Annotated in this window: 21 protein-coding genes and 5 pseudogenes; 12 read left to right on the top strand and 14 right to left on the bottom strand. The window is 61.5% G+C overall.

Annotation, left to right across the window (positions count from 1 at the left end; translation table 11 throughout):
- Positions 1-68: 68 nt before the first annotated feature.
- Together glyS and glyQ are read right to left on the bottom strand one after the other, a co-directional pair.
- Complete coding sequence (gene glyS, locus MM194_RS15375) at positions 69-2138, bottom strand: glycine--tRNA ligase subunit beta (RefSeq protein WP_241344040.1); 2070 nt, start codon at positions 2136-2138, stop codon at positions 69-71.
- A gap of 9 nt (positions 2139-2147) precedes the next feature.
- Positions 2148-3092 (bottom strand): glycine--tRNA ligase subunit alpha, encoded by a 945-nt coding sequence (glyQ, locus tag MM194_RS15370; RefSeq protein ID WP_241344039.1) that lies wholly within the window; start codon positions 3090-3092, stop codon positions 2148-2150.
- A gap of 221 nt (positions 3093-3313) precedes the next feature.
- On the opposite strand from glyQ, the gene MM194_RS15365 reads away from it, so the two are divergent.
- The 7 genes and pseudogenes from MM194_RS15365 (at position 3314) to MM194_RS15335 (ending at position 6222) form a co-directional block, all read left to right on the top strand.
- A complete protein-coding gene (locus tag MM194_RS15365) occupies positions 3314-3883 on the top strand; it encodes a DNA-3-methyladenine glycosylase I (RefSeq protein WP_241344038.1) in 570 nt (189 codons plus the stop codon).
- 66 nt (positions 3884-3949) lie between these two features.
- Positions 3950-4102 (top strand): annotated as a pseudogene (locus MM194_RS22040) (DNA-3-methyladenine glycosylase I); the annotation flags it as partial.
- 88 nt (positions 4103-4190) lie between these two features.
- Complete coding sequence (locus MM194_RS15355) at positions 4191-4445, top strand: hypothetical protein (RefSeq protein ID WP_052101240.1); 255 nt, start codon at positions 4191-4193, stop codon at positions 4443-4445.
- Between the two features lie 53 nt (positions 4446-4498).
- On the top strand, positions 4499-4771 hold the full coding sequence (locus tag MM194_RS15350) for a hypothetical protein (RefSeq protein ID WP_241344037.1): 273 nt from the start codon (positions 4499-4501) through the stop codon (positions 4769-4771).
- Positions 4772-4824: 53 nt separating this feature from the next.
- On the top strand, positions 4825-5079 hold the full coding sequence (locus tag MM194_RS15345; RefSeq protein WP_033132544.1) for a hypothetical protein: 255 nt from the start codon (positions 4825-4827) through the stop codon (positions 5077-5079).
- A gap of 87 nt (positions 5080-5166) precedes the next feature.
- Positions 5167-5409 (top strand): hypothetical protein, encoded by a 243-nt coding sequence (locus MM194_RS15340; RefSeq protein WP_033132545.1) that lies wholly within the window; start codon positions 5167-5169, stop codon positions 5407-5409.
- A gap of 156 nt (positions 5410-5565) precedes the next feature.
- Positions 5566-6222 carry an OmpA family lipoprotein gene (locus MM194_RS15335; protein ID WP_033132546.1) on the top strand — a complete coding sequence of 219 codons (657 nt, stop codon included), beginning with the start codon at positions 5566-5568 and terminating at the stop codon, positions 6220-6222.
- A 76-nt stretch (positions 6223-6298) separates the two neighbouring features.
- Here MM194_RS15335 and MM194_RS15330 read toward each other — a convergent pair whose 3' ends face one another.
- The 6 genes and pseudogenes from MM194_RS15330 to MM194_RS15305 all read right to left on the bottom strand — a co-directional run.
- Positions 6299-6646 carry a RidA family protein gene (locus MM194_RS15330; protein ID WP_033132564.1) on the bottom strand — a complete coding sequence of 116 codons (348 nt, stop codon included), beginning with the start codon at positions 6644-6646 and terminating at the stop codon, positions 6299-6301.
- 20 nt (positions 6647-6666) lie between these two features.
- The gene (gene tusA / locus MM194_RS15325; protein WP_241344036.1) at positions 6667-6912 is read right to left on the bottom strand and encodes a sulfurtransferase TusA; all 246 of its coding nucleotides are present in this window, start codon (positions 6910-6912) and stop codon (positions 6667-6669) included.
- Between the two features lie 14 nt (positions 6913-6926).
- Positions 6927-7022: pseudogene (locus MM194_RS15320) on the bottom strand (sulfurtransferase TusA); the annotation flags it as partial.
- A 14-nt stretch (positions 7023-7036) separates the two neighbouring features.
- Positions 7037-7132, bottom strand: a pseudogene (locus MM194_RS15315) (sulfurtransferase TusA); the annotation flags it as partial.
- A gap of 14 nt (positions 7133-7146) precedes the next feature.
- Positions 7147-7242 (bottom strand): annotated as a pseudogene (locus tag MM194_RS15310) (sulfurtransferase TusA); the annotation flags it as partial.
- Positions 7243-7256: 14 nt separating this feature from the next.
- Positions 7257-7352: pseudogene (locus tag MM194_RS15305) on the bottom strand (sulfurtransferase TusA); the annotation flags it as partial.
- 171 nt (positions 7353-7523) lie between these two features.
- Here MM194_RS15305 and MM194_RS15300 point away from each other — a divergent pair.
- Positions 7524-7715, top strand: a complete 192-nt coding sequence (locus MM194_RS15300; RefSeq protein WP_033132548.1) for a hypothetical protein — start codon at positions 7524-7526, stop codon at positions 7713-7715.
- A 45-nt stretch (positions 7716-7760) separates the two neighbouring features.
- Here the strand turns inward: MM194_RS15300 and MM194_RS15295 are convergent, their stop codons facing one another.
- The 6 genes from MM194_RS15295 to MM194_RS15270 all read right to left on the bottom strand — a co-directional run bounded on the left by MM194_RS15295 (position 7761) and on the right by MM194_RS15270 (position 17055).
- Complete coding sequence (locus tag MM194_RS15295; RefSeq protein ID WP_033132549.1) at positions 7761-9017, bottom strand: ABC transporter substrate-binding protein; 1257 nt, start codon at positions 9015-9017, stop codon at positions 7761-7763.
- Positions 9018-9021: 4 nt separating this feature from the next.
- Positions 9022-10467: an ATP-binding protein gene (locus MM194_RS15290; RefSeq protein ID WP_241344035.1), complete on the bottom strand. Its 1446-nt coding sequence runs from the start codon at positions 10465-10467 to the stop codon at positions 9022-9024.
- Between the two features lie 73 nt (positions 10468-10540).
- A complete protein-coding gene (locus tag MM194_RS15285; RefSeq protein ID WP_033132551.1) occupies positions 10541-11263 on the bottom strand; it encodes a response regulator transcription factor in 723 nt (240 codons plus the stop codon).
- A gap of 320 nt (positions 11264-11583) precedes the next feature.
- A complete protein-coding gene (gene fadA / locus MM194_RS15280; RefSeq protein ID WP_218389862.1) occupies positions 11584-12768 on the bottom strand; it encodes an acetyl-CoA C-acyltransferase FadA in 1185 nt (394 codons plus the stop codon).
- Positions 12769-14916, bottom strand: a complete 2148-nt coding sequence (fadB, locus tag MM194_RS15275) for a fatty acid oxidation complex subunit alpha FadB (protein WP_241344034.1) — start codon at positions 14914-14916, stop codon at positions 12769-12771.
- 201 nt (positions 14917-15117) lie between these two features.
- Entirely contained in the window at positions 15118-17055 is a 1938-nt protein-coding gene (locus MM194_RS15270) for an acetoacetate--CoA ligase (RefSeq protein ID WP_241344033.1), read from the bottom strand.
- A gap of 189 nt (positions 17056-17244) precedes the next feature.
- Here MM194_RS15270 and pepQ point away from each other — a divergent pair, with 189 nt between their 5' ends.
- From pepQ to hemG, 4 genes are read left to right on the top strand one after another with little or no spacing between them, the layout of a single operon-like run.
- On the top strand, positions 17245-18567 hold the full coding sequence (pepQ, locus tag MM194_RS15265; protein ID WP_241344032.1) for a Xaa-Pro dipeptidase: 1323 nt from the start codon (positions 17245-17247) through the stop codon (positions 18565-18567).
- Positions 18567-19184 carry a YigZ family protein gene (locus tag MM194_RS15260; RefSeq protein WP_241344031.1) on the top strand — a complete coding sequence of 206 codons (618 nt, stop codon included), beginning with the start codon at positions 18567-18569 and terminating at the stop codon, positions 19182-19184. Before pepQ ends, MM194_RS15260 begins: the two co-directional genes overlap by 1 nt.
- A gap of 36 nt (positions 19185-19220) precedes the next feature.
- Positions 19221-20678, top strand: a complete 1458-nt coding sequence (locus MM194_RS15255) for a TrkH family potassium uptake protein (protein WP_042642617.1) — start codon at positions 19221-19223, stop codon at positions 20676-20678.
- 7 nt (positions 20679-20685) lie between these two features.
- A complete protein-coding gene (gene hemG, locus MM194_RS15250; RefSeq protein WP_241344030.1) occupies positions 20686-21210 on the top strand; it encodes a menaquinone-dependent protoporphyrinogen IX dehydrogenase in 525 nt (174 codons plus the stop codon).
- The last annotated feature ends 409 nt before the right edge of the window (positions 21211-21619 follow it).

Raw genomic sequence — 21619 nt, 5'->3', positions numbered from 1 at the left:
TTTTTAGTTCGATTCCAAAAAATAGGCGCCCTTGGGCGCCTATTTTATAGAGTTCAATCTAACCAAAATCACTGCAGCAGCGAGATATCCGCCACTTGCAGGAACAGGTTGCGCAGGTTGTTTAGCAGCGCCAGACGGTTGGCCTTGAGGGCCTCGTCTTCTGCCATCACCATCACCTCGTTGAAGAAGGTGTCGACCGGCTCGCGCAGGGCGGCCAGACGGGTGAGGGCAGCCTGATAGTCACCGGCCGCGAACAGCGGTGCCAGTTCGGCTTGCAGTGCAGCAACCTGGGTGGCCAGCGCCTTCTCGGCGGCATCGACCAGCAGTTCCGGCTTGACGACGGTCGGCAGCTCGCCTTCCACCTTGGCCAGGATGTTGCTGACGCGCTTGTTGGCGGCAGCCAGTGCCAGTGCGGCATCCAGGCTGCGGAAGTGGCTGACGGCCTTGACGCGACGATCGAAGTCCAGCGGACGGGTCGGGCGGCGGGCCAGCACGGCCAGCACCACGTCGGCACCTATGCCTTCGTCCTGATAGGCGGCGCGGAAGCGGCCCAGCATGAAGTCGACCACGTCGGTGACGACGGTTTTGTTGGTCAGCTTGTCGCCGTAGACGCGAACCGCTTCTTCCACCAGTTCAACCAGATCCAGATCCAGCTGCTTCTCGGTCATGATGCGCAAGGCACCGATGGCGGCGCGGCGCAGGGCGAAGGGATCCTTGTCGCCTTTGGGCAGCATGCCGATGCCGAAGATACCGGCCAGGGTGTCGAGCTTGTCGGCCAGCGCCACGGCGCAGGCTTCCAGCGCGGACGGCAGGGCATCACCGGCGAAGCGCGGCATGTACTGCTCGTTCAGGGCCACGGCCACCACTTCGTCTTCGCCGTCGTGACGGGCGTAGTGCATCCCCATGACACCCTGGGTGCTGGCGAACTCGCCGACCATGTTGGTCATGAGATCGCACTTGGAGAGCAGGCCGGCACGCTTGGCCTGAGCCACGTTGGCACCGATGCGCTCGGCGATAAAGCCGGCGACGGTCTCGATGCGCTCGACCTTGGCCTTGACGGTGCCGAGCTGTTGCTGGAACAGCACGGTTTCGAGGCGCGGTAGGCGGGAGGCCAGGCTCTGCTTGAGGTCGGTCTTGAAGAAGAACTCGGCGTCAGACAGACGGGGGCGCACCACCTTCTCGTTGCCGCTGATGATCTGGCTCGGGTCCTTGGACTCGATGTTGGTGACGAAGATGAACTTCGGCAGCAGCTTGCCGCTCTTGTCGTAGACCGGGAAGTACTTCTGGTCACCCTTCATGGTGTGCACCAGCGCCTCGGCCGGTACCGCCAGGAACTTCTCTTCGAAGTTGGCGGTCAGCACCACAGGCCATTCGACCAGGGCGGTGACTTCTTCCAGCAGGGCGTCGTCCAGATCGGCGACGCCACCGAAGGCGGCGGCGGCCGCTTCGACGTCAGCCTTGATCTTGGCCTTGCGCGCCATGAAGTCGGCAACCACTTTGCCTTTTTCCAGCAGGATCTGCGGGTACTGGCCGGCGTTGTCGATTTGGAACTCGGGCTCGCCCATAAAGCGGTGACCGCGGATGGTGCGGGCAGAGTCGATCCCCAGGATGTGGGCAGGCACGAGATCGCCGTCCAGCAGCAGGGTCACGGTGAAGACCGGACGCACGAACTGGATGGTCTTGTCGCCCCAGCGCATCATCTTGGGGATGGGCAGCTTGGCCAGAGATGAAGCTACAAGCTCACCCAGCAGCTCGCGCGCCGGACGACCTTCAACCTTGGCGGTGTGAACCAGCCACTCGCCTTTGTCGGTGACCAGACGCTCGGCCTGCTCGACGGTGATGCCGTTGCCACGGGCCCAGCCTTCGGCGGCCTTGGTCGGCTTGCCTTCGGCATCGAACGCCTGGGAGACGGCCGGGCCGCGCTTCTCGACGCTCTTGCTCGGCTGCTCGCCGGCCAGGTTGCTCACCTTGAGCGCCAGACGGCGCGGTGAGGCGAACCACTCGACGTCGCCGAAGGCCAGATCGGCCTTGGTCAGCTCGGCCTTGAAGTTGTCGGCAAAGGCTTCGGCCAGGGAGCGAAGGGCCTTGGGTGGCAGCTCGGCGGTGCCGATCTCTACCAGAAATGTATGTTGTGCCATGTCCGTTCCTTAACCTTGCTTGTTCTCAGTGCGCTGACGCTCTTCGTCGCTGCGCTGGCACATCGGGAAGCCCAGCGCCTCGCGGGAGGCGTAGTAAGCCTCGGCCACGGCCTTGGTCAGGGTGCGAATGCGCAGTATGTAGCGCTGACGCTCGGTGACCGAGATGGCCTTGCGGGCATCCAGCAGGTTGAAGGAGTGGGCGGCTTTCAGAATGCGCTCGTAGGCGGGCAGGGGCAGCGGTTTTTCCAGTGCCAGCAGATGCTGGGCTTCCTTCTCGTACTGCTCGAAGCAATGGAACAGGAAGTCCACGTCGGCGTGCTCGAAGTTGTAGGTGGATTGCTCCACCTCGTTCTGGTGGAAGACGTCGCCGTAGGTGGTCTTGCCCAGGGGGCCATCGGACCAGACCAGGTCATAGACGCTGTCCACGCCCTGGATGTACATGGCCAGACGCTCGAGACCATAGGTGATCTCGCCGGTCACCGGCTTGCACTCCAGGCCGCCAACCTGCTGGAAGTAGGTGAACTGAGTCACTTCCATGCCGTTGAGCCAGACTTCCCAGCCCAGACCCCAGGCGCCCAGCGTCGGGTTTTCCCAGTTGTCTTCCACGAAGCGGATGTCGTGGATCTCGGGATCCATGCCCAGCTCTTTCAAAGAGCCGAGATAGAGTTCCTGAATGTTGTCGGGGGAAGGCTTGATGATCACCTGGAACTGGTAGTAGTGCTGCAGGCGGTTCGGGTTCTCACCGTAGCGGCCGTCGGTGGGACGGCGGGACGGTTGCACGTAGGCGCAGGCGATGGGCTCCGGGCCCAGGGCGCGCAGGCAGGTCATGGGGTGGGAGGTACCGGCACCCACTTCCATATCCAGCGGCTGGATGATGGTACAGCCCTGGCGGGACCAATAGTCCTGCAGCTGCAGGATCAGGCCCTGAAAGGTTTTGACATCGAATTTTTGCATAGTGTTTTTCGCGCGAAGTGAAATCAGAGCAAGATTTGCTGAATGTGAACCGAAGGAGTATACCGTCTGGCATGGTCGGATAATAGGCGAAATTGTAGGGGATTCATGGGGTGGCGCTGCGCCGGGCCTGGTCGGCCCGGGATGAAAGCCCCGTCATGTGGCCGATGAAATCCCCTTGTCGGACAGAGAGTCGGACAGAGAGAAATAACAGGAGACGAGGAATGGAACTGCGCTGCGCCTGGGTGACCAAGGACCCGGAATACATCGAATACCATGACAAGCAGTGGGGGCGGCCGGTGCGTGATCCGCGCGAGTTGTTTGCCAAGCTCTGCCTCGATGGCCAGCAGGCGGGGCTCTCCTGGATCACCATTCTCAAACGCACCGACAGTTACTACCGCGCCTATGCCGGCTTCGATCCCACCCTCATTGTCCGGTTCGACGAGCAGGATGTGGCGCGGCTGATGCAGGACAAAGGCATCATCCGCAATCGCCTCAAGGTGCAGTCGATCATCAAAAACGCTCGCGCCTATCTGGCACTGGAGGCGCAGGGCATCGACTTCGCGGACTATCTGTGGGGCTTCGTCGGCGGCGTCCCCATCGTCAATCAGCGGCAGGGCAACGGCGATATCCCGGCTACCTCGCCGGAGTCGGATGCCATGGCCAAGGCCCTCAAGAAGCTCGGTTTTACCTTCGTCGGCAGTACCATCTGCTACGCCTTCATGCAGGCGGTGGGCATGGTGAACGATCATCTCGTCATCTGCCCATGTCACGTCGCCTGTCAGCAAGGCTAAATCGGGAGTGGAAGAAGAAGGGAGGCCAGCAGCCTCCCTTTTTCCTTTCTGGCCTTGAGGCCAGCGGCCATCTCGCCAGGATCTGACGCAATGGTGAAAGCGCTCAAGCGGCTCTGTCTTACCTTGGTTGGCAGCCCTGGCTGCTGCGCCTCCATGCGGGCCTTGGGCTTGGTGAATGATCATCTCGTCGCCGGCCCCTGTCAGGCCCCCTGCCAGCAGGACCAGGGGTCCGTTTTTCGGCGCTCGGTACAGCCGGCATACAGTAACTGCTGCTCAAAATTGGGACATTCATCACGAGGATTTACCTATGTCACTGAACTCATTTCGTCACCGTACCCTCGGCACCCTGATCCTGGCGGGTTGTTCCCTGCTGGCGACCTTGCCTGCCCAGGCGGCCGATCGCCAGGATTCCCGCGACGTGCGTCAGGAGGTGCGTCCCGAAGTCCGTGAGGCTACGCAGGACTGCCGCGAGGCCGATCAGAAGAACAACATCGAATGCCGTCAGGACAAGCATGACGTCAAGCAAGGGGCTCGTGAGAAGAGCCGCGACGTCAAATACTGATCCACCGCCCAGGACCGCAGCAACCTCAGCCCGAATAACCAGGGAGCCTCAATATGAACACTGTCACTCCTCATAATGCCCGTAGCGCGCTGCTGTCTGCCCTGCTGGCTGGTTGTTCCCTGTTGGTAGCCCTGCCGGCTCAGGCCACCGAACAAGCCCAGCAGCGTCGCGACGCGCGGGATCTGCGCCAGGCAGTCCGTCAGGAGTCTCGCGAACAGAAGCGCGACTGTCGTCAGGAAGAGTTCCTTGGCAACGCCGATTGCCGCCAGGAGCATCGCCACCACAAGCAAGATGCGCGCGAAGCGGCACGCGATATCAAATATTGAGGCCGGGATGGGATCGTTCCCCCTGCCATTAACCCTTATTTATTGGAGTCCCCATGACTATTTCTATCTCTCGCCTGAGCGCCACCCTGCTGACCGCTTGCACCCTGTTCGCCGCCGTGCCGGCTCAAGCCACCAATCAGGGTGAGCAGCGTCAGGATGCCCGTGACATCCGCCAGGACGGTCGTCAGGAATCCCGTGACGCCAAGCAGGAGTGCCGTGAGGGCGTGGTTGGCAACGCTGATTGTCGTCAGGACAACCGCGACAACAAACAAGAAAACCGTGACGAGGCTCGTGACGTCAAATATTGATAGTCAGGGCTTGCCAGCCCAACGCCGGGCCCCGTGTATAATTGAGAGACGCCGATCCGCTGCGTTTCAATCACTTTAGGAGTCACCATGAAGAAGTCCGTATTCATGCTGCTTGCCGCCACCGTCTTGTTGACTGCCCTGCCTGCGCAGGCCACCAAGCAGGCACAAGAGCGCCGTCAGGCTCGCGATGTACGCCAGGACACTCGCCAGGATTCCCGCGACGCCAAGCAAGATTGCCGCAATGGTTTGGTGGGCAATGCCGATTGCCGCCAGGAACACCGCGACAACAAGCAGGAAGGGCGCGACCAGGCCCGCGACATCAAATATTGATTCGCTGCCCTCGTGGGCAGGCGATGGGATTGATGAACAGGGGGGCTTCGGCCCCCTTGTTCATCTCGGTGACGCATGCGCGTCACACTCTGGCGTTCCTCTGAGGTAGAATGCGCGACTGTTCGGCTTGAGTCGTTTTTTCAGAGGTTTTTTCCCATGCATTTCAAGAAACTCGTTCCAGCACTTGCCCTGACCGTCGCCATGACCGGCTGTACCACCAATCCCTATACCGGCGAATCCCAGACCTCCAAGGGCGCCTGGGGTGCACTGGCCGGTGCCGCCACCGGCGCCGCCGTGGGGGCACTGTCATCCAGCAAGGGTGATCGCAAGAAGGGTATTTTGACCGGCGTCGCCGCCGGCGCGGCGCTGGGTGGTGGCATCGGCTACTACATGGACGTGCAGGAAGCCAAGCTGCGCGAGAAGCTGCAAGGCACCGGCGTCAGCGTGACCCGCAACGGCGATCAGCTGATCCTCAACATGCCGAACAACGTCACCTTCGACAGCTCAAGCGCCCAGTTGAAGGCGGCCGGTGCCAACACCCTGTCCGGCGTGGCCATGGTGGTTGCCGAGTTCGACAAGACCCGTCTTAACGTGGTCGGTCACACCGACAGCACCGGCTCCCGCGAGCTGAACATGAAGCTCTCCGCCCAGCGCGCCGACGCCGTCGCCGCCCAGCTGATCGGCCAGGGCGTGACCGGTAGCCGCATCGCCACCAGTGGTGTGGGCCCGGATCAACCGGTCGCCACCAACAGCACCGCCGCCGGCAAGGCCCAGAACCGTCGTGTGACCATTACCCTGACCCCGACTGCCTAAGTCGCCCGGTTGCCGGTAACGAAAAGGCCCCGCCAATCTGGCAGGGCCTTTTGCTATCTCAGGCTGGGCGGGCGGCTCAGACCGCCGCGGTCAGCTGCACCTCGACCTTGTAGTCCTCGTGGGCGAGGCGAGCCTGCACGCAGGCGCGTACCGGGGCCGTGCCCGCCGGGAGCCAGGCATCCCACTGGGCGTTGAAGGCGGCGATATCGCCGATGTCTTTCAGATAGATGTTGGCCATCAGTATCTTGTCGACCCCGGAGCCGTTGGCTTCCAGCAGGCGCTGCAGGCTGGTCAACACCTCGCGGGTCTGCTGGTGAATGTCGGCTTCATCCGTGGCGGGGACTTCCACCACATAGAGGGTGCCGTTGTGGATGACCACATCTGACCAACGCTGGGTGGTGCCGATTCGGGTAATGGCTGTCATGGACTCTTCCTGCATGGGGATCATTGACCCTTGCGGATCAGATAGCGGTAAGGAGCCTGCTCGATTTCGCTGGCGATCAGGGTGTGATCCATGAAACGGCAGAAACTGGGAATGTCGCGGGTGGTGGAGGGATCGTCGGCGCTGACCAGCAGGGTCTCCCCCTCGGCCATCAGCCGCACTTTCTTGCGCACCATCATCACGGGTTCCGGGCAACGAAGCCCAATTGCGTCCAACTCATGAGTTGCGTCGCAGAATAAAGCACTCATCAATAATCAACCTTCAGCCGCACTTTCTTGCGCGCTATCGTCACGGGTTCCGGGCAACGAAGCCCAATTGCGTCCAACTCATGAGTTGCGTCGCAGAATAAAGCACTCATCAATAATCAACCTTCAGCCGCACTTTCTTGCGCGCTATCGTCACGGGTTCGGGGCAACGAAGCCCGATTGCGTCCAACTCGTGAGTCGCATCGCAGAATAAATTACTCATTAATAATCAACCTTCAGCCACACTTTCTTGCGCGCTATCGTCACGGGTTCGGGGCAACGAAGCCCGATTGCGTCCAACGCGTGAGTCGCATCGCAGAATAAATTACTCATTAATAATCAACCTTCAGCCGCACTTTCTTGCGCGCTATCGTCACGGGTTCCGGGCAACGAAGCCCGATTGCGTCCAACTCGTGAGTTGCGTCGCAGAATAAAGCACTCATCAATAATCAACCTTCAACCAATTCAGCTGCCAATGATACTCAAGGCGAAAAAATAATCAAATAATAGGGCTGTTATGCAGCATATGTAACCAAAATGTGATCTGACCCTATCCAGCTCCCGCCCGATGAGTAATATAAAAATTGAATCATATTCAACAAGGAGGTGTGAATATGCAGGTCTCCTACGGCAGATTACAAGCCTACGCAGGCATGGGGTTCCTGTCGTTCGCCATGATAGTGCTGGGCAGTCCGATCGGAAACACCGGCACCTGGTTCGGGTCCATGGTGATGATAGGGCTGGGGCTCTGGATCGAGCTCAGCGACTACTACGACGAGGACGAAGACGAGAACGATCGCTCCTGAACATTCAGGCTTCGATGACCCAAAGGCGGACTGGTTCCGCCTTTGTTATTTCTGCTCGGCGCCGGAGCGGGTCGAGCGCATGGCGCGCTCCAGTTGCAGCGCCGTTTGCTCGGGGTTGGCCCGGGTGTCGTTGAAGAAGCTGCTCAGCACATCCATGATCGCCTGGCGCATGTTGGTTGGCACGGCCATCCCCTCCGCCATGCTGGGCAGCAGGTTGCCGTCTCGCTCCGCCAGCTGGAAGTCCTGATAGGAGCGGATGGCGCAGCGATCGAACTTGCTCATGTCCGGCTTGGTGAGCGCGGGGATGGAGCCCTTCACCCGGTTGAACTCCTCCTGGAACTTCGGCGTCATCAGCAACTGGGCCAGCTCGCCCTGGGCCTGAAGCTGGGCGGGATCCCGCTGCTTGAACATGGCGATGGAGTCCAGGTTGTAACTGAACAGGCCCTGGCTGCCCGGGCTCGGCAGGCATTCGATATCCTCCCCGGGTCGGTAGTTGCCGGCACTCAGCTCCCCCTTCACCCAGTCCCCCATGATCTGCATGGCGGCGCCGCCGCTCTCCAGCAGGTTGGTGGCCTGGTGCCACTTCAGCCCGGCGTATTTCTCGGGCACAAAGCCACGCAACTGGCGGAAGCGGGTCAGCACCCGCACCATGTCGGGCCCGGTCAGGGTGGCCTCGTCCTGCTCCAGGAAGGCCTTGCGATAGAAGGCCTTGCCCCCTTCCCCCAGCGCTACCGTTTCGAACAGCACCGCCAGCTGCCAGGGCTCGTTGCCGATGGCGAGCGGTGCCACCCCCTCGGCCTTGATCTTCTCCGCCACCGCCATGAACTGTTTCCAGTCGGTCGGCGGTTGCAGTCCCAGCCGCTCGAACACCTTGCGGTTGAGCCACAGCCAGTTGACTCTGTGGATGCCGGTCGGCACCGCCATCAGGGCGCCGTTCTGGCTGAGGGTTTCGCGCACCATGGGGGAGAGCTGCGGGTACCAGCCGAGGTGTTCGGCCATGGGGCTGAGGTCGCGCAGGAAGCCGAGCCCGGCCCACTCGTGCAATTCATAGCCCTTGAGGTGGGCCGCCTCCGGTGGATTGGCCGCCAGTGCCCGGCTCTTGAGCACCGTCATGGCACTCTTGCCGCCGCCCCCCTGCACCGCGAAGTCGTTCCACTGGTTGCCGCGCTCGGCCCACTCCGACTTGAGCACCTCTACCGCCTTGGCCTCGCCGCCGGAGGTCCACCAGTGCAACACCTCCACCTGAGCGGCACCGACGGGAAGGGACAACAGGGCAATGACAGAAAAAGACAACCACTTCATAAGGTTACTGCCTTGGTAGGGAGAGGGTGGCCTGCAGGCCACCCTGGGGGCGATTTTCCAGCACCAGATCGCCGCCGTGGGCGTGGGCTATGTTGCGGGCGATGCCGAGGCCGAGGCCGGTGCCGGCAGCGTCCGTGCTCAAGCGGTAATAGGGCTCGAAGATGCGTTCGAGCTGATCTTCCGGCAGGCCCTGACCCTCGTCCATGATGAACAGGATCAGCATCTCCTCGTCATCCATGACGATGATGCGCACGCGCTGGCCGTACTTGATGCCATTGTCCACCAGGTTGCCGATGCAGCGCTTGAGTGCCAGCAACTTGCCGCGGTAGGGCCACTTGCAGTGCCCCTCGATGATGAGCAGGTCCTGGTGCAGGTTCATGGACTCCGCCATCTGCTCCAGCAGGGCGTTGACGTCGATCTGCTCGAGGTTCTCGTGAATGTCGGTCTCCTTGACCGTCTGCAGCGCCCCTTTCACCATCAGCTCCAGCTCGTCGAGATCCTTGTTGAACTTGCCGATCTGGGTCTCGTTGTCGAGCAGCTCGACCCGCAGCCGCAGCCGGGTGATGGGGGTCTTGAGATCGTGGGAGATGGAGCTGAACAGTCGCTCCCTGTCATCGATGAAGCGGCGGATACGCTGCTGCATGATGTTGAAGGCGCGGGTTGCCGCCACTATTTCGGAGGCCCCTTCCTCCTTGAGGGGGGGCTGGTCGATGTCCTTGCCGAGATTGACCGCCGCCTTGGCGAGCCGGCGCAGCGGCCGGGTCTGCCAGCGCACCAGCAGGAAGGTGAAGAAGCAGAGGAACACCGTCATCAGGGCGATGAAGCGTACCTGGTTGCTCGGCATCACGGTATCGTCGAGCGTCATGTAGGGGGCGGGCAGCAGGGCCGCCAGGTAGAGCCACTCCCCCGGTTCTATCTCGATCTGGGTCACCAGCACCGGGGGATTGATGGGTTCGAGGGAGAGGGTGTAGCGGGCCCAGGAGGAGGGCAGATCCGCCAGCAGGGTGTCGTTGTTGAAGACGTGCAGCTCTTCCGGACGGGAGAAGTCCACCTTGATGGCCATGGCGTCGGAGAGCTTGCGGGCGAGCACCTCCTCCACCTCCTTCAGCACCAGCGTTTTGCGCTCGCTGTCCGGGATGGCGCTGATGTGGATCTCCTCCTCGTTCAGCGACACGAAGAAGCGGCTGCCCCCCATGTTGCGCAGCTGGTCCAGTGCGATATGGCGGTACTGCAGCGGCAGGGACTTGAAGAAGTTGACGGTGGAGGCGGCCGACAGCGCCAGGTTGCGGGTGGTGCTGAGCATGCCTTCCAGCTCCCGCTTCTGGATCTGCTGCATCCAGATGCCGGTGAGTATGGTCTGGGAGAGCAGGATGGCGAGCAGCAACAGCAACAGCATCCGCGACAGCAGGGAACGGGGCACCAGCGCCTGCCAGAACCGCCGGCCTTTCATGGGATCTCGTGCCTCTTGTCGATCAGCGGGTAGCTGCTGCTATGGGGCTGCGCCTGCCAGAACGTCTGGTCTTTCATGGGATCTCGTGGACTTCGGCGATCAGCATGTAGCCGCTGCCCCGTATGGTCTTGATGATGCGCGGGCTCTTGCCGTTGTCACCGAGCTTCTGGCGCAGGCGGCTGATCTGCACGTCTATGCCGCGTTCCATCGGCAGGCTCTCGCGGCCACGGGTGGCATCGGAGATGGTGTCCCTGTCCAGCACCACGCCGGGCTGCTGCAGGAACATGCCGAGCAGCAGGGCATCGCTGCCGGAGAGATCCAGCAGGCTGCCGTCGTCGTGGGTCAGCTGATGGCTCAGGGTGTCCAGGGTCCAGTCGGCGAAGCGCAGGCGACGACTCGGCTCCTTCTCTTTTTCCGGCTGGCGGAACTCGGCCCGGCGCAGCAGCGCCTTGATGCGGGCCTGCAGCTCGCGCGGGCTGAACGGCTTGGCGATGTAGTCATCGGCGCCGAGTTCGAGGCCGATCACCCGATCCGCCTCATCGGAGGCGGCGGTCAGCATGATGATGGGCACCTGAGAGTCGCGACGGATCTGCTGGCAGAGGGTAAAGCCGTCGTCGCCGGGCATCATGATGTCCAGAATGATCAGGTCCGGGCTGTGCTGGGCGAGTTGCTGACGCATCTCGTCGCCTCCTGCCGCCGTCAATACCTGAAAGCCGGCCCGGCTCAGGTATTCGTTGAGCAGCTCGCGGATCTCTTGGTCGTCGTCGACGATCAGCAATTGTTTGCTCGTTGACATATGTATGTGCATCCACCCATTTTTTTGTGCAGATTGAACCTGTCGAGGGGGCAAAAAGCAAGCAAGCCCCCCTCCTAATGTGAGGTTATGGGCAATATAGCCCCAGATCCGGGGTTGAGAAGAAAAAAGGCCGACCCAAACGGGGCGGCCAACACGCAGATTCCGACGGCAAGAGATCACCCCGTGTGGCGATCTCCACAGACTCGATGACGGGTCGGTCAGGCCGACCCCACAGCAGACAATTCGGTATCGCCCTCACCCACGAGTGCGGGCGATACCCTGATCTAGCCGAGATGGCCGGATCAGCGACTTTCAGTTCATCACACCCGCTCGAACACGGTGGCGATGCCCTGGCCCAGACCGATACACATGGTCGCGACCCCCAGGGTGGCATCCTTCTCTTCCATCAGGTTGATCAGGGTGGTGGAGATGCGGGCACCGGAGCAGCCGAGCGGGTGGCCCAGGGCGATGGCGCCACCGTTCAGGTTCACCTTCTCGTCCACCAGATCCTGCAGCCCCAGATCCTTGACGCAGGGCAGGGATTGGGCGGCGAAGGCCTCGTTCAACTCGAACAGGTCGATGTCGCCGACGGTCAGACCGGCCCGCTTGAGCGCCTTCTGGGTGGCGGGCACCGGACCGTAACCCATGATGGCGGCGTCGCAGCCGGCGATGGCCATGGCCCGCACCCTGGCGCGGGGGGTCAGCCCCAGCGCCTTGGCCCGATCCGCGCTCATCACCAGCATGGCGGCGGCGCCGTCGGACAGGGCCGAGGAGGTGCCGGCGGTGACGGTGCCGTTGACCGGGTCGAACACCGGGCGCAGCTGGCCCAGGGTCTCGACCGTGGTCTCAGGCCGGATCACCTCGTCGTAGTCGTAGAAGAAGCGGGCGCCGCTGGCGTCATGGCCTTCCAGCCCGACGATCTCCCTGGCGAAGCGTCCTTCCAGGGTGGCGGCATGGGCGCGGCGGTGGGAGCGGGCGGCAAACTCGTCCTGCTGCTGACGGCTGATGCCGTGCAGCTTGCCCAGCATCTCGGCGGTCAGCCCCATCATGCCGGAGGCCTTGGCCACCGTTTTGGCCATGCCGGGGTGGAAGTCGACGCCGTGGCTCATGGGCACGTGGCCCATGTGCTCGACGCCGCCGATGATGAAGATGTCACCATCACCCACCTGAATGGCGCGGGAGGCATCGTGCAGCGCCTGCATGGAGGATCCGCACAGACGGTTGACGGTGACCGCCCCCACCTGCTTCGGAATACCGGCCAGCAGGGCGGCGTTGCGGGCTATGTTGAAGCCCTGCTCCAGGGTCTGCTGCACGCAGCCCCAGTAGATGTCCTCGATCTCGTTCGGGTCGAGGTTGGGGTTGCGCAGCAGGATGGAGCTCATCAGGTGCGCGGACAGATCTTCTGCACGCACGTTGCGGAAGGCGCCGCCCTTGGACCGGCCCATGGGGGTCCGGATACAGTCGACAATGACTACGTCTTTCATGAATGGATCTCCTTTCCGCAATCAGTAGAAGGTTTTGCCCTGGGCGGCCATCTCGCGCAGCTTGTCGCTGACGTGGTAGAGCGGGCCCAGGTCGGCATACTGGTCGGCCATGGCCACGTAACGATCCAGACCTATGGTGTCCAGATAGCGGAACACGCCACCACGGAAGGGAGGGAAGCCCAGCCCATAGACCAGCGCGATGTCCGCTTCCGCCGGGGTGGCGACTATGCCTTCCTCCAGGCAGAGCACCACCTCGTTGATCATGGGGATCATCATGCGGGCTATGATGGCGTCCTTGTCGTAATCCTGTTTCGGCTTGGCAATGGGGGCCAGCAGCTCGTAAGCGGCCACATCGGCCACCTTCTTCGGCTTGCCCTTCTTGTCCTGCTCGTAGGCGTAGAAACCCTTGCCATTCTTCTGACCGAAGCGGCTGGCGTCATACATCACATCGATGGCGGTGCGGCTGGTCTTGCTCATGCGCGCCGGGAAACCCTGCGCCATGACGTCACCGGCATGGTGACCGGTGTCGATGCCGACCACGTCCAGCAGGTAGGCTGGGCCCATGGGCCAGCCGAACTCTTTCTCCATCACCTTGTCGACCGCGGCGAAGTCGGCGCCATCGGCGACCAGCTGGTTGAAGCCGAAGAAGTAGGGGAACAGCACGCGGTTGACGAAGAAGCCCGGGCAGTCGTTGACCACGACCGGGGACTTGCCCATGGCGGCGGCATAGGCCACCACGCGGTTGATGGTGTCGTCCGACGTCTGCTCGCCGCGGATGATCTCCACCAGGGGCATGCGGTGCACCGGGTTGAAGAAGTGCATGCCGCAGAAGTTCTCGGGGCGCTTCAGCCCCTTGGCCAGCAGGGAGATGGGAATGGTGGAGGTGTTGCTGGCGAGCACGGCGTCGTCGCCGATAACGGCTTCCACTTCACCCAGCACGGCGGCCTTCACCTTGGGATTCTCGACTACGGCTTCGACCACCAGATCCACGTGCTTGACGCTGTCATAGCTGAGGGTCGGGGTGATGGCGGAGAGCACCTGGCCCATCTTGATGCCGTCGATGCGGCCCTTCTCGAGCTGGCCGTTGAGCAGCTTGGTGGCTTCGCCCATGCCAAGCGCCAGCGCCTTCTCGTTGATGTCCTTCATCACCGCCGGAATGCCCTTGCTGGCGGACTGGTAGGCGATGCCGCCCCCCATGATGCCGGCACCCAGTACGGCGGCGTGGCTAGTGGCCTTGGCTGCCTGCTTGGCCGCCTTCTTGGCCAGCGCCTTGATGTGCTGATCGTTCAGGAAGATGCCGACCAGCGCCTTGGCCACGTCGGTCTTGGCGAGCTTGATGAAGCCTTGCGCCTCGACAACGAGGGCCTCGTCGCGGCTCATGCCGGCGGCGGCCTCGACCGTCTTCACCGCCATCATCGGGGCCGGATAGTGCTTGCCCGCAACGGCGGCAACCATGCCGGCGGCGGTGCTGAAGCTCATCATGGCTTCCAGCTTGGAGAGGCGCAGCGGGGCCTTCTTGGCGGCGCGACGGCCCTGCCAGTCCAGCTTGCCCGCGATGGCGTCTCTCATCATCTGCACGGCGGCGCCGTGCAGGGCATCCGGGGCGACCACGGCATCGATGGCACCCACCTTGAGGGCATCATCGGCACGGACATCCTTGCCGGTGGTGATCCACTCCAGCGCGTTGTCGGCACCGATCACCCGCGGCAGGCGGACTGTGCCGCCAAAGCCCGGCATGATGCCGAGTTTGGTCTCTGGCAGGCCAATCCTGGCGCTGCTGTCGGCCAGACGGAAATCGGTGGACAGTATGGTTTCGCAGCCGCCGCCCAGAGCGTGGCCCTTGATGGCGGACAGGGTCGGGACCGGCAGATCTTCGATGGCGCTGAAGATGTCGTTGGCTTTCTTCAGCCAGCCGAGCAAGTCTTCTTGCGGCAGATCGAACAGTTCCAGGAATTCGGTGATGTCGGCGCCGACGATGAAAGCGTCTTTGCCGGAGGTGAGGATCAGACCTTTTAGTTCACGTTCTTGTTTTAATGCGGCGATCGCTTCGCTCAGCGAGAGCAGGGTAGCGCGATCCAGCTTGTTGACTGAACCCGGGGCATCAAACCTCAGCTCGGCAATGCCGTGTTCGAGGTAGCTGACCGACAGGGTTTCGCCTTGGTAGATCATGAGAGTGTCTCCTTGTTCCCACGCGGTGGGGGGCTTTGCTCCTTTCTCCCCAGCAGGGGGCGAGGCTCACTATTGATCCAAAATAAGACAATTTCAACACCTATTTAAAACAATTGTTTAACAGATCTCGAGTAAAAACTCGTTCTGGGTGATGAGACAGAATAAAGGCGCCAGGAGGCGCCTTTATTCTGCTTGTTTGGCTCAGCTGGCCAGCTCCGGCCGGTCACGGTACTGGTTCAATACCTCGGGATCGGCGAGGGCATGGGTGTTGTTGACGGGTCTGTTGTGGACCACCTCGCGCACCGCCAGCTCCACTATCTTGCCGGACTTGGTACGGGGAATGGCATCCACCTGCAGGATGCGGGCAGGCACATGGCGGGCGGTGCAGTGCTGGCGGATCTGCTGGCGGATGCGCTCACGCAGCAGCTCATCGAGCCGCAGCCCGGCTCTGAGCTTGACGAACAGCACCACCCGTTCGTCCTGCTGCCACTGCTGGCCGATGACGATGCTCTCCTCCACCTCGTCCAGCAGCTCCACGTAGCGGTAGATCTCGCTGGTGCCGATGCGGACGCCACCCGGGTTGAGGGTGGCATCGGAGCGGCCATAGAAGAGGACGCCGCCGGTGTCGGTCAGCTCGATCCAGTCGCCGTGGCACCAGATGTTGTCGAAGCGATCGAAGTAGGCGGCGTGATACTTGTCGCCGTTCTCGTCGCCCCAGAAGTAGATTGGCTGGGCCGGGAACGGCTTGGTGCAGACCAGCTCCCCCTTCTCGCCCTGCACCGGCTGGCCCGCCTCGTTGAACACCTGCACCGCCAGCCCCAGACCACGGCCCTGGCTCTCGCCGCGATAGACAGGGCTCAAGGGGTTGCCGATGACGAAGCAGGAGCAGATGTCGGTGCCGCCGGAGATGGAGCTGAGATGTACATCTTTTTTGATCCCCTGATAGACATAGTCGAACCCCTCCGGCGAGAGCACTGAGCCGGTGCTGCAGATCAGCCGCAGGGCCGGCAGCTCATGGGTCTTGATCGGGGCATAACCCTGCTTGTGCAAGGCATCCAGGTACTTGGCGGAGGTGCCAAACAGGCTGACCTGTTCGTCGCGGGCCAGATCCCAGAGTACGTTGCCGTCCGGGTAGAAGGGAGATCCGTCGTAGAGCACCAGAGTGGCGCCGGAGGCGAGCGCGCTCACCAGCCAGTTCCACATCATCCAGCCGCAGGTGGTGAAGTAGAACACCCGCTCCCCCGGCTTGACGTCGCAGTGCAGCTGATGCTCCTTGAGGTGCTGCAGCAGGGTGCCGCCGATGCCGTGGACTATGCACTTGGGTTTGCCGGTGGTGCCTGACGAATAGAGGATGTAGAGCGGATCGTTGAAGCCCATGGGTTCGAAGCTGAGGCTGGCGTCGGGCTGGCTGGCCAGGATCTGTTGCCAATCCTGGCCGAGCAGCAGGGGATGGCCGAGCAGCGGGATCATCACCGTCTGCTCTATGCTGTCGATCTGGCCGATCACGCTGGCCACCTTGGCTTGAATGTCGATCCCCTTGCCGTTGTAACGATAACCGTCCACCGCGAACAGCACCCGGGGCCGGGTCTGACCGAAGCGCTCCACCACGCTGGCCTCGCCAAAGTCGGGGCTGGTGGAGGTCCAGACCGCCCCCAGACTGGTGGTAGCCAGCATGGCGATCACGGCCTCCGGAATATTGGGCAGATAGGCGGCGACCACATCGCCGCGGCCTATGCCCTGCGCACGCAACCACTGGCTCAGGCGGGCGACACGCGCCCCTAGCTCGGCCCAGCTCAGGGTCTGGCTCACCCCTCCCTCGATGCGGGAGATGATGGCCGGGCTCTCGTCCTGGCGGCGCAACAGGTTCTCGGCGAAGTTGAGCCGGCTGTCGGGGAACCAGCGGGCACGCTGCATCTCCTGGCGGTTCTCCGCCACTATGTTGCCCAGCTCGCCCTTGACGCCACAGTGCTGCCACACCAGCGGCCAGAAGCGGGTGGTCTTCTCCACCGACCATTGGTACAGGTCGGCATAGCTGCGCAGCTGCAGGTCGTGGAAGTGGTTGACCTCGGCCATGAACTGATGGAGGTTGGAGCCTTGCATCCTGTCCTGATCCGGCTGCCACAGGCAAAGGTTGTGCATGAATTGTTCCTGACTGCTTATATCTGCTGGCAGTGTATTTAATTGTTCTTTATTTGTTAATGGTTGGTTTTTGTTTCATAACAAAATCCTTGTAACCTATGCGTTACCTCACGAAGCGACAGCTTGACGGTTCGAGCCAGAATTCGCTTGATGTTATGCTGAAGCCACATTTGCCCGGAGCAGGACGCCATGAGCAGTTACAGTCAACTTTTTGCCCAGCACCTCGACACCCTACAGCAACGCACCCGCGACATACTGCAACAGCAGGGGCTCGGCGGCTTGGCCATTCATTCGGGCCAGACCCACCGCATCTTCCTCGACGATCAGGATTACCCCTTCAAGGTCAATCCACACTTCAAGGCCTGGTTGCCGGTGCTGGACAATCCCCATTGCTGGCTGCTGGTGGATGGGGTGAGCAAGCCGGTGCTGCTGTTCTACCGGCCGGTGGATTTCTGGCACAAGGTCGCGGACCTGCCCAATGCTTTCTGGGTCGATTTCTTCGACATCCGCTTCCTGACGAGGCCGGAGCAGGTGGCGGATCACCTGCCCGCCGACAAGCAGGAGTGGGCCTATCTGGGGGGCCATCTCGAGGTGGGCGAACTGTTGGGGCTGGGTCAACCCAATCCGGAGGCGGTGCTCAACTACCTGCATTACCACCGTGCCTACAAGACCGCTTATGAGCTCGAATGCCTGCGGGAAGCAAACCGCATCGGCGTGCGTGGTCACATCGCGGCCAAAGACGCCTTCATGGCGGGGGCGAGCGAGTTCGAGATCAACCTGGCCTACATGAAGGCGGTCGGGCAGGGGGCCAATGAGGCGCCTTATGGCAACATCATTGCCATCAACCGCAATGCAGCCATCCTCCATTACACCCAGCTTTCCACTCAGCGGGTGCCGGATGCGGAGCGTCACTCCTTCCTGATCGATGCCGGGGTGGATTATCACGGCTATGCCTCCGACATCACTCGTACCTGGGCCTGGCGCCGTGGCGAGTTTGCCGATCTGATCGCGGCGCTGGATGCGCAACAGCAGCAGATCATCGAGGAGATCAAACCGGGCCGCCGTTACAGCGAGCTGCACCTGCAGATGCATCACAGACTGGCGCGGCTGCTGCAATCGGTCGAACTGGTGGACATGTCGGTAGACGAGATGATCCACACCGGCGTGACCAACGCCTTCTTCCCCCACGGGCTCGGCCACTTCCTCGGCCTGCAGGTACACGATGCAGGCGGCTTCATGCAGGACGAGCGTGGCACTCATCTGCCTGCCCCCGAGCCGTTCCCCTACCTGCGTTGCACCCGGGTGATGGAGGTGGGCCAGGTGTTCACCATCGAGCCTGGGCTCTACTTCATCGACAGCCTGCTGGAGCCACTGCGTCAGAGCGAGCAGGGCAAGCGCGTCAACTGGAATAAAGTAGAAGGGCTGCGTCCCTTCGGTGGCATCCGCATCGAGGACAACGTCGTGCTGCATGGGGACGGGGTGGAGAATCTGACCCGGCAAGCAGGGCTCTGATGGTTGCAGACTATGGCATTCCCGCCGCGCCGCTGGAGTTGACCGAGGAGATCAAGAAGAGTCGCTTTATCACCCTGGTCGCGCATGCTCCGACGGTGGCGGCCGCCAAAGCCTGGATAAACGAAGTCAAACGGCAACACCCGACGGCCCGGCATCATTGCTGGGCCTTCGTCGCCGGAGCCCCCCAGGACAGCCAGGTCTATGGCTTCAGCGATGACGGCGAACCCTCTGGCACGGCGGGCAAACCCATGCTGGCCCAGCTGATGGGCGCGGGGCTTGGCGAGATCGCCGCCGTGGTGGTGCGTTACTACGGTGGCGTGCTGCTGGGTACCGGCGGCCTGGTCAAGGCCTATGGCGGTGGTGTCGGTGCGGCGCTCAAGTTGCTCGAGACCCGAGTCAAGCGCCAGCAAACTCCTTCTCTTATCTGCTGCGACTATGCCGATATGGGCGTGGTAGAGACCCTGATCGGCGCTCATCAGGGCCAGTTGCTGGCCGCCGATTATGGTCAGCTGGTCCGTCTGAACATTGCTTGGGATACCGTTATCTGGAGCCAGGTGGCCCAGGAATTGACCGATAGAACCCATGGCCGGGTATCTCTTCGTCCCTTAGATGGCTAGAATCCATCGCTCTTTTAGTCTGAAGAGGGAGCCAGAATGCAAGTTCTGAGCATCATCCGTATCGTTGGCCTGCTGGTCGCGCTGTTCAGTTCGACCATGCTGCTGCCCGCGCTGGTCGCTTTTGCGTATCGTGATGGCGGCGGTGCCGAGTTTGTAAATTCCTTCTTCATCGCGCTGCTGCTCGGTGCCATGCTCTGGTTCCCCAACCGTCACCAGAAGAAAGACCTCAGATCCAAGGAAGGCTTTCTCATAGTGGTGCTGTTCTGGGTCGTGCTGGGCAGCGTGGGGGCCTTGCCATTTTTGCTGGGCGAGGTGCCCGGCATGTCGGTCTCCGAGGCCTTCTTCGAGTCGTTCTCCGGCCTGACCACCACGGGCGCCACCGTCTTGACCGGGCTGGACAACCTGCCCAAGGCCTTCCTCTTCTATCGTCAGCTGCTGCAGTGGCTGGGGGGCATGGGGATCATAGTGCTGGCGGTCGCCATACTGCCGCTGCTCGGCATCGGGGGCATGCAGCTCTACCGTGCCGAGATCCCGGGGCCGGTCAAGGACAACAAGGTCACTCCCCGCATCGCCGAGACGGCCAAGGCGCTCTGGTTCATCTACCTGTTGCTGACCTCTCTCTGCGCCCTGGCCTACTGGATGGCCGGGATGAGCCTGTTCGACGCCATCTGCCACTCCTTCTCCACCCTGTCGGTGGGCGGCTTCTCGACTCATGACGCCAGCATCGGCTTCTTCAACAGCCCGGCCATCAACCTGATCACAGTGGTGTTCCTGTTGCTGGCCAGCGTCAACTTCGCCCTGCACTTCATGGTGTTTGCCCACAAGCCGGTGCGGTTGAGCAGTTATCTGCACGACTCCGAGCTCAAGGTGTTTCTGGGGATCCAGGGCGTGCTGATACTGATCTGCTTCGTCTCCCTGTTGTTCCACGGTCACTACGCCACCTGGCAGGAGGCGCTCAACCACGGTCTGTTCCAGGCGGTATCCCTCGGCACGACCACGGGATACAGCACGACCAGCTACGCGGATTGGCCCTCCTTCCTGCCCATGCTGCTGATGTTCTCCGCCTTTATAGGCTGTTGTGCTGGCAGCACCGGGGGCGGCATCAAGGTGATGCGCTTCATGATCCTGTTCCTGCAGGGGATGCGTGAGCTCAAGCGGCTGGTGCACCCGCGTGCCATTTACACCCTGAAATTGGGGCGCCGCGCGGTACCGGAGCGGATCGTCGAGGCGGTGTGGGGCTACTTCGCCACCTACATCATCCTGTTCTTCATCTTTATGCTGCTATTGCTGATGACGGGGCTGAACGAGGTGACGGCCTTCTCTGCCGTGGCGGCCGCCTTCACCAACGTGGGGCCCGGGCTGGGGGAGGTCTCCGCCAACTTCGGCAAGATCTCGGCAACGGCGCAGTGGATACTGATTGTCGCCATGTTGTTTGGTCGATTGGAAATTTTCACGCTTCTGGTACTGTTTACGCCCGCATTCTGGCGTAGTTGAGGTAGGTATGGACAAGATTTTGGTGCTTTATTCTTCCCGGGACGGGCAAACACGGAAAATTGTGGATGCCATGCTGGAGGAAATATCAGGATGCGACGTGGTGATGCAGGATCTGCATACCCTGCCCAAGTGCAATCTCAGCAAGTATGCCAAGGTATTGATCGGTGCCTCCATTCGCTATGGCAACTTCCACCCCAGCCTGCTCAACTTCATCAATGCTCACCATGAACAGCTGGAAGTGGCCAATGCCGCCTTCTTCTGCGTCAACCTGACCGCCCGCAAGCCTGAAAAGCAGACGCCGCAAACCAATGCCTATATGAAGAAGTTCCTGCGCCTCTCTCCCTGGAAGCCGAAGACGCTGGGGGTCTTTGCCGGCGCGCTGCAATACTCCCGTTATAACTGGTGGCAGACCCGCATCATTCAGCTGATCATGAAGATGACTGGCGGCAGTACGGACACCAGCCAGGACCTCGAGTTCACCGATTGGGAAAAGGTGCGCAGTTTTGCTCGAGAATTCTGGTCAAAAAGATAGCAAACCCGCGCCATTACTGGCCGAAGCCCCGCTGATACGGGGCTTTTTGTTGGATAAATAGGCATTTGAACCGCTAAAGTGCGAAAAACGGATCTTTCTGCATATTTTCCCTTGTCATCGCGCTCTGGCTCCCTATAATGCGCCCCTACCAGCACGGCAGAACACGCCGGACTGATGAGCCAGCTTCCTCGTGAAGTAGGCGCCGAAAGAAAAGCGAAAACAATCGCTTGACTTTCGAAGTGAGGAGCGTAATATGCGCCTCCTCAACGCGATAAGCGTGACGCTCTTTAACAATTTGAATCAAGCAATCTGTGTGGGCACTCACAACATCGACCATCAAAATTAATTTTTGATTTTCAATGTCTGGTGAAGTGACCAAAACGACTTGTTAGCAATAACAAGCCGAACA

Origin of the sequence: Aeromonas sp. MR16, from assembly GCF_022549315.1 — a bacterium.
In the GTDB taxonomy this organism is placed as follows: Bacteria; Pseudomonadota; Gammaproteobacteria; order Enterobacterales; family Aeromonadaceae; genus Aeromonas; species Aeromonas aquatica.
Note: the sequence above shows the minus strand (reverse complement) of the source record. Positions and strands in the feature narration are given on the sequence as shown.